At 39.8% G+C, this 7,204-nt stretch carries 14 protein-coding genes; 4 read left to right on the forward strand and 10 right to left on the reverse strand.

The annotated features are described in order from the left end of the window. Positions 1-50: 50 nt before the first annotated feature. From HZC12_08830 to fdxB, 3 genes are read left to right on the forward strand one after another with little or no spacing between them, the layout of a single operon-like run. Complete coding sequence (locus HZC12_08830; protein MBI5026807.1) at positions 51-368, forward strand: P-II family nitrogen regulator; 318 nt, start codon at positions 51-53, stop codon at positions 366-368. After that, on the forward strand, positions 365-781 hold the full coding sequence (locus tag HZC12_08835) for a P-II family nitrogen regulator (protein ID MBI5026808.1): 417 nt from the start codon (positions 365-367) through the stop codon (positions 779-781). The genes HZC12_08830 and HZC12_08835 overlap by 4 nt, the downstream gene beginning before the upstream one ends. Before the next feature lie 53 nt (positions 782-834). Beyond that, positions 835-1,110 (forward strand): ferredoxin III, nif-specific, encoded by a 276-nt coding sequence (gene fdxB / locus HZC12_08840; GenBank protein ID MBI5026809.1) that lies wholly within the window; start codon positions 835-837, stop codon positions 1,108-1,110. Between the two features lie 15 nt (positions 1,111-1,125). Here the strand turns inward: fdxB and HZC12_08845 are convergent, their stop codons facing one another. From HZC12_08845 to HZC12_08865, 5 genes are all read right to left on the reverse strand, one after another. Continuing rightward, positions 1,126-2,322 carry an FAD-dependent oxidoreductase gene (locus HZC12_08845; GenBank protein ID MBI5026810.1) on the reverse strand — a complete coding sequence of 399 codons (1,197 nt, stop codon included), beginning with the start codon at positions 2,320-2,322 and terminating at the stop codon, positions 1,126-1,128. Between the two features lie 146 nt (positions 2,323-2,468). Next, positions 2,469-2,783: an NIPSNAP family protein gene (locus HZC12_08850; protein MBI5026811.1), complete on the reverse strand. Its 315-nt coding sequence runs from the start codon at positions 2,781-2,783 to the stop codon at positions 2,469-2,471. A gap of 28 nt (positions 2,784-2,811) precedes the next feature. Next, the gene (locus HZC12_08855; GenBank protein ID MBI5026812.1) at positions 2,812-3,744 is read right to left on the reverse strand and encodes an MBL fold metallo-hydrolase; all 933 of its coding nucleotides are present in this window, start codon (positions 3,742-3,744) and stop codon (positions 2,812-2,814) included. Positions 3,745-3,767: 23 nt separating this feature from the next. Then, on the reverse strand, positions 3,768-4,211 hold the full coding sequence (locus HZC12_08860; protein ID MBI5026813.1) for a pyridoxamine 5'-phosphate oxidase family protein: 444 nt from the start codon (positions 4,209-4,211) through the stop codon (positions 3,768-3,770). Between the two features lie 33 nt (positions 4,212-4,244). Beyond that, positions 4,245-4,811: a nitroreductase family protein gene (locus HZC12_08865; protein ID MBI5026814.1), complete on the reverse strand. Its 567-nt coding sequence runs from the start codon at positions 4,809-4,811 to the stop codon at positions 4,245-4,247. A 120-nt stretch (positions 4,812-4,931) separates the two neighbouring features. Here HZC12_08865 and HZC12_08870 point away from each other — a divergent pair, with 120 nt between their 5' ends. Beyond that, a complete protein-coding gene (locus tag HZC12_08870; protein ID MBI5026815.1) occupies positions 4,932-5,246 on the forward strand; it encodes a helix-turn-helix transcriptional regulator in 315 nt (104 codons plus the stop codon). Positions 5,247-5,254: 8 nt separating this feature from the next. On the opposite strand, the gene HZC12_08875 is transcribed toward HZC12_08870, so the two are convergent. Genes HZC12_08875 through HZC12_08895 form a run of 5 tightly spaced genes read right to left on the reverse strand, consistent with a single transcriptional unit; the run spans position 5,255 to position 7,199 of the window. Continuing rightward, positions 5,255-5,863 carry a chorismate mutase gene (locus tag HZC12_08875; GenBank protein ID MBI5026816.1) on the reverse strand — a complete coding sequence of 203 codons (609 nt, stop codon included), beginning with the start codon at positions 5,861-5,863 and terminating at the stop codon, positions 5,255-5,257. A gap of 47 nt (positions 5,864-5,910) precedes the next feature. After that, positions 5,911-6,216, reverse strand: coding sequence for an NIPSNAP family protein (locus HZC12_08880; GenBank protein ID MBI5026817.1), 306 nt, complete (start codon positions 6,214-6,216; stop codon positions 5,911-5,913). A 29-nt stretch (positions 6,217-6,245) separates the two neighbouring features. Continuing rightward, positions 6,246-6,506 carry a hypothetical protein gene (locus HZC12_08885; GenBank protein ID MBI5026818.1) on the reverse strand — a complete coding sequence of 87 codons (261 nt, stop codon included), beginning with the start codon at positions 6,504-6,506 and terminating at the stop codon, positions 6,246-6,248. Between the two features lie 31 nt (positions 6,507-6,537). Further along, positions 6,538-6,945 carry a type II toxin-antitoxin system VapC family toxin gene (locus HZC12_08890; protein MBI5026819.1) on the reverse strand — a complete coding sequence of 136 codons (408 nt, stop codon included), beginning with the start codon at positions 6,943-6,945 and terminating at the stop codon, positions 6,538-6,540. Continuing rightward, positions 6,927-7,199, reverse strand: coding sequence for a hypothetical protein (locus tag HZC12_08895; GenBank protein MBI5026820.1), 273 nt, complete (start codon positions 7,197-7,199; stop codon positions 6,927-6,929). Before HZC12_08895 ends, HZC12_08890 begins: the two co-directional genes overlap by 19 nt. Positions 7,200-7,204 lie beyond the last annotated feature (5 nt).

Consider the following 7,204-nt stretch of genomic DNA (forward strand, 5'->3'; position numbering starts at 1 on the left):
GGTTAGGGTGAGGGGGATATTAATAATAAATTAAAGAGGAGGAAAAGAAGATGAAGATGATCAGGGCGTTTATAAGGCCAGAAAAAGAACAGGAGGTAGTTTTGGCATTAGAGGGTGCAGGCTTTCCGTCCCTTACAAAAATGCCGGTATTTGGAAGGGGAAAGCAAAAGGGACTTCAGGTTGGACCTGTGCATTACGATGAGCTTCCCAAGACACTCATTATGACAGTTATTGATGATGAGGATGTGGAAAAGGTAATCAAGATAATTCAGAACAAGGCAAGGACAGGCTTTATAGGTGATGGAAAGATATTTGTCAGTCCTGTTGAAGCTGCTTATACCGTCAGGACAGGAGAGGCAGGTCTATGAAAGAGATTACAGCAATTATTAGAAGGGATAAGCTCCCTGAGACAAAGCAGGCGCTTGAGGACTTAGGGTATCCGTCGCTTACAATTCAGAGTGTGGATGGAAGGGGAAAACAAAAGGGTGCAATGTGTGCAGAGATGGACTCTGAAATGCCGGATAGTTTCTGTACAGCAGTTAAGCTGACCCCGACACCTTCAGCATATGCCCTTGAGCATACGCTTCCAAAGGTTGCACTCTATGTACCAAAAAGAATGCTCACCATAGTTGTGCCTGATGATGTGGTAAGCAAGGTTGTGAAATCCCTAATAAAGGTCAATCAGACAGGCAGGCATGGTGATGGAAAGATATTTGTCTCATCAATTGAAACAGCAGTAAGGGTGAGGACAGGAGAAAGGGACGGAGAGGCGATTGCGTAATTTTCTCATGGAGTGATGGAGTATTGTGATTTACTTTGAGAAAGGAGGAAGCTGTGGCAATTATAGGATATACGAGAGGTGGGAAGACATGGATACCAAAGTTTATTGAGTCTATCGACATTGAAAAATGCATTGGCTGCGGAAGATGCTATAAGGTGTGTGGAATGGATGTGCTTGAACTTATAGAGAAGCCCTTTGAAGGAGAGGATGAATACGGAGATGACATGGGCAATAAAATTATGTCCATTGCTAATCCTGAAAACTGCATTGGCTGCGAGGCATGCTCGAGGATATGCACAAAGAGATGCCATGTGCATATAGAAATGTGATTAAAATCATTTCGATCAGGATTTTTTCAACCGAGAAAACTCTTTCAGAGACCTCGATACACAGTCTTCAATTGCAAGACCTGAAAAATAATTTCCAGTTAATAGAAGTCTTTTACCAGCAATAAGTTGATCAATCTCGGTGATAAATTTATCATGACCAACCCTGAGACAAGGGACAATATTTTCTTTGGTAACCATATATTCCAATTGTTCAGGCTTTACTCCCAGAACCTCACTGATACGCCTTAGCTTTGCTTCATAACTGAGAATGCCTGCCTTAAAATGGAAACTGAAACCTCTATAACTTTTATGTGGGACTGTATCTCTGGATACGGCTGAATAAAAATAGTTATCTGTAGCAATAATCCCGGCGAATGGACTTAAAGAAACTGCATCATTTCTGATTGCTACCCCAACCGTTTCGATAGTATTAACCTTAATTTGTGATAATATCGCAGATAGTTCTCGATAGGAAGTCTTTAATAGTTCTGCTGCTGCCGAGACTGGAGTGGCCAGTGCCAGACTTAGAGACTCATAGCTGCTACCGTCTGCGGTGGCAATCCGGAAAAAGTTGTCGCTAAACTGTATGGCCTGCACTTTTTTACCTGTTAGTAAGTTAATACCTGGTTGTGAGGCAATCGAGTCTGTGATCGTCTGGACCCCATCAGTAAAAGTAAATTTCTTGATTATGTCTTTTCTGCGCTTCCGCTTTTTGAAAAGCATATCTGCTGGAAAGTCATTGGCCTTTTGAGATATCACTGCATTAAAGGCAGGGGCAAAAACCCTTTCAAAGTTTTTCGGACCCACAATTCTGGAATAATATGACTCAACACTTTGCCCATCTTTTTTTAGTGTAAATAAACGGGGTGCTGAAAAAAGTAGTTCTATAAAGTTAAGCTGGGAGGGAATTGATTTTATTTGATTGTCAACTAACAGTCTAAATGGGACCTTTTCCCGCCTAATCAGGCGATCAAGAATCTGGCAATCCTCTATGATTCCCAGCAGATTACGATAGGAATTGTAACAGGTATGGGCACCTAATTCTAACCAGAAATCTTTAACATCGCCCTCAAAATGGTAAGAGTGGAAGGTGCCGCCCACTCGTTCACTCCTTTCGATTACTAAAGTCTTGAGTCCTCCCCTGGCACAGTAATGCGCCAGACTCAATCCACTGATTCCCGCACCTATTATAATAATGTCATACTGTTTCATCACATGAACCACACTATAAGCCGTTTACACTATCAGCCTTTTGGTGCTTTTTAATAATTTCTATAATCTCCCCTCTCTCATAAATAGAGCGTAAAATCAAGACCTAAGATGTATTTCACAAATAATCTTCCCTTATCTGAAAAAAGTCATTTCTCTCCTCCAAAAACAGGCCGCATGAAGGTTCGCTCATAACTTATTATACATTTTGTTTTTTCTGCAAAGGAAAAGGCTGCCTGGCAATCCGGGTCAGTTTTAATTTTTCCTCGATATTCTTCATATGCCGCCAGACTCGGAAAACTGAACAGTGCAAATGCAATATTATTTGCTCCCTCATGGGGCAGGAAATAGCCATGATGCTTCCCGCCAAACTTATTAACCAGTGGTATCCACATCCTGGCATATTTCGCGAAGTCTTCTACTTTGTACGGGTCAATAACATAACGCAAGTAACAGGTAATCATCTTTACCCCCTATGTGCTATTCGGTCCTTTATTTCTTCAGATATTTCATCTGAATGTTCCATTGGATAAGTTCAATTCCCTCAGGCCTTGGAGGCAGAGACTTCTTGATTTCAGAGACGATATATTCAACATCGTTTGATTGGGCAGTAAGTTCTTTAGCCTTTTTATCAAAGGCAATCAAATAATTTTTCATGTCTTCAATATCCTTTTTGCTCGAAATCGGTCCATGACCTGGAATGATTTTCTCAATATCCATTGTCATGATATAGTCAAGCACTTTAACCCATTCTTCTATATTTCCATCACCAATAAATGGATGGTAGTTGGTAAATAAAATATCGCCTGCAAACAGTATTTTCTTTTCAGGCAGATATACCAGAATGCTTCCATCAGTATGTGATGGCATGATGTAAATCAGCTCAATCTTCTGATCTCCCAAATCTATCTCCATCCTGTCGTTAAATGCCAAAACAGGATATGCGATCTTCGTCCCTTTCATATCCTCTTCACTAAGACCATAGTTCTTTGCATTTCTTAAAGCTGTTTCACCATGAGCCTTTAGATTTTTACTATCATTAGTGTGCGAGATAATTACTGCTCCAAGCCTTTTGAAATCAGCATTGCCGAATGTGTGGTCAAGGTGATAATGGGTATTCACAACATATTTTATGGGTTTCTTTGAGATTGTCCGTATATCCTTAATAAACCTTTTTGCTTCTTTTGAGGATACCAGTGTATCAATAACAACAATACCATCTTTGCCTATAATAATCCCTGCATTTGCTCCAAAGCTGTTTTTTGGAAGGCTGTTCTTCGTGTCAACATATGAGTAAACATTGTCTGCTATCTTTGTCAGTCCTTGTTGAGCAAATGCCCTTTGATTAAATATTAAAGAACCGATAAGTGTAAATAATAAAATGCCGAAAAGTGTGAACCTATCTTTTGAAGTTATTCCTTTCATCTTTAAACCTCCCTTTTTATTTTCTACAACTCTAAATAATCACGATGGCCGAAGCCTTTCTGGTAATTGAGCATCCATATTCTATTTGGCTTTATTTTTATGAAGCGGTAATCGAGATTTGGGGGGAACTCTTTTATGATAGGAAACTTTTCAGCATAGATTTCTAAAACAGCAGGTACTTGCTCCGCTTTTACTACCTTTGCTATTCCTTCGATCTGCAGGCCTGTTAACTTCATCCAATCAGTTTCGTCTTCATCTATAGTCATCGCTACCTTTGAGTTCCCTTCAATATTGATGAATTTCTGTGATTTCACGGAAGTTGTGAAATATAAATCAAAACCATCATTTACATATGCAACAGTAGTGACATGCGGTTGCATCGGGTCATTTGAATAAACTGTTGCAAGGTTCCCGTAAAGATGCCTATTCAGATACAATAAAACCTCATTTTTAATACTATCTGTCATGTTAAAACCTCCTTTTCGTGTACTACATTAAATTCAGATTTCACTTCCCCATTGCTCATAAAAAACAATCTCATTAAGCGGCTTCCTTGAAGGGCCTTCCTTTTTCTCTTCCTGCGGATAGCCAATGGGGAAAAGTCCCACTATTCGGATGTTTGATGGGATATTTAGGAGATTGCGGAGTTTTTCCTCATCAAATACTCCTACAAAGACAGTGCCGAGTCCAAGGGCACGAGCAGCAAGCATGAGATTCTGTGCAGCAACACCCACATCGGTCATGTAGTAGTGCTGATTCCAGAGAACCCCTGACTGGGAAGGATCTGCACAGGCAACAATTACAACCGGTGCCTCTGCAAGACCCTTTTTTGAAGGGTTTGCCTTATAACCGATTGGTGCGAAGAAAGACGCCACGTAACTTAGTTCACTGATTTTTTCTCTCATAGCCTTATCTTTTACTACTATAAATCTCCAACACTGCATATTTGCCCACGAAGGGGACATGCGGACAGCCTCAAGTATCGTCTTAAGTTTTTCATCTTCTACAGGTCTGTCAAGAAACCTGCGGATGCTCCTCCTTGTTTTAATGGCTTCAAAAAGTTCCATAAGCATTTCCTCCTTTTAAATTAATAATATTGACAAACAATATCAGTGTCAGTATACTTTGTCAAGTAGTTACATTTTGGTTATACAGTTACAAAAAAGATACTATTGGAGGAGCGCATAATGGGCTATGAAGCATGCACCGGGGAATGTCCTGTGGAAAGAACATTGAAAATCATTGGCAGCAAGTGGACGATTCTAATAATCAGGGACCTCCTTGAAGGGAAAAAGAGATTCGGAGAATTGAGGAAATCACTTTCAGGGGTAAGCCCGAAAACATTATCAGGACGCTTGAAATCTTTAGAAAGCGAAGGAATTATTGCAAGAAGAATTTATCCCGAAGTGCCTCCGAGGGTTGAGTATGCCCTTACCAAAAGGGGGACGAGTCTCGGCGCGATTATTAAGAGCATGAAGGAATGGGGGAAAACTGCAAAATAAAATAATAATTAAGGCTCTCTGTAATCCTCCCTTACGGGATACCATGCATCCACTGCCTTTGCTGGTTTGTCAAGAATTTTTGCGCTGTGTTCTTGATTGGAGCGAATTACAACACCATCGCCAACTTTTAAAACCTTTGTCTCTCCATTAACGGTAAATTCTATCGCTCCTTCAATTATATATGTTATCTGCTCATGGGGATGTTTATGTGAAGGAATTACAGCATTCGGCTCAAATTCAAAGAAGGTCATCATGGTCTTATCGCCATAGACAGCTTTTAAAGTAATTCCATTAAGAATTTCCTTTGATGGTAAATGATTATTGCTGAAAAATAAAGAGAGGAGATTTTCCCCTTTGAACTCCTTTAGTTCTCTGTCAATAAAACAGCCGATTATAGTTCTATATATTTGTTCTGCCATTGATGGGTCAAAATCTATCCCTGCAGCCTTCGCCTTTACTTTATTTATAACCTGTTCTACCCTCTTGGGGTCTCGCACTTCTTGTTCGTCTTTTTTTAATTTTCCTGCTTTGCTTACCAGTCCAGCTCTTTTTGATAAAAGCCCTATTATTTCAGTATCAATTTTATCTATTTCCTGTCTGATTTCTCCAAGTTCCATTTTTATTAGTCCTCCTTCATTCCCCATATACTTTAATCTCAGGACAACTACTCAAAAACAGGTCGCATGAAGTTCCGCTCATAACTTATAATACACCGCGTCTTCTCTGCAAAGGCAAAGGCTGCCCGGCAATCTGAATCGGTTTTAATCTTCTTGCGATATTCTTCGTAAGCTGCCAGACTCGGGAAACTGAACAGAGCCAGAGCAATATTATTTGCCCCTTCATGGGGCAGAAAATAGCCATGATGCGTCCCGCCGAATTTATTGACCAGCGGTATCCACATTTTGGCATACCTCTCAAAATCTTCAATCTTGTATGGGTCAATAACATAACGCAAATAACAGGTAATCATATTTAAACCTCCTTTTGTTAAAAGATTCCTTACTCTGCTACCCATTCTTTTATCCATTTACTTTCAAGCAAATTCTGTGAAACAAAGGGATCATTTATGATAATCTTTGTTGCTTCTTCAATATCCCCTGCTTCAAAGGTAATCAGCCCTCCTGTCCTATCAGTAATCGGGCCGCCGAGATATTTGTTCAATTTGAGTTTGTGCCAATACTCAATATGCAAAGGCACAACTGCCTTTATTTTTTCCGGCTCCTTTTTCATAAAATAAAAAAAGACAAATCGTTTTCCCATAATTTTCTCCTATGCAATAAAAGAATATTTTTTACCCTGCCTGATAATATTCAGTTATAATCTGCGGAACTTTGAGATAATGATTGTCGGTTGTTAAAACTATTAATCCATGCTGCATAGCAGAAGCTGCTATCCATAAGTCATTAGTAGGTATAGGCGTGCCTTTTGTACGGAGATAATTCATAATTATAGCGTATCTCTCTGATGTTTCTTCATCAATATCCACTATATTCACCCTCAAAGAGGAAAGGAACTCCTGAAGTATTGCCCTATTCTTCTTTTCGCTTTTTCCCATTATATAGCCAGTCAATAACTCACCGACTATAATTGGGTTGAAAAATATCTCAGCAGCCTGCTGTATCGCCAGTCTAATCGCAGGGCTTCCCCTTAAATAAGCAGAATAGCCTGAGGTATCCAGTATTATCCTGTTTTTTTCCATAATTCCTCATCTATCTCCCTCTGAAGCTTAAGGCTTTTGTCAAAGGCAGCAGCCTCTTCCTTTGTCCATATACCAAAAAGATGGTCTAAATCATGATATAAGGCCTTTTTCTTCTTCCCCTTTGCCCTTAAACCTGTTGCCTTTTCAAGCAGCGAGATAAATGCCTTGTTGAGGCTCAGCCCTTTTGCCTTGGCCTCTTTCTTTATTATCTTTTCAATCTCATCAGGGATGCCCCTTATTGTAATCTGCTTCAAATCTA

The organism is Nitrospirota bacterium, from assembly GCA_016214385.1.
In the GTDB taxonomy this organism is placed as follows: domain Bacteria; phylum Nitrospirota; class Thermodesulfovibrionia; order UBA6902; family JACROP01; genus JACROP01.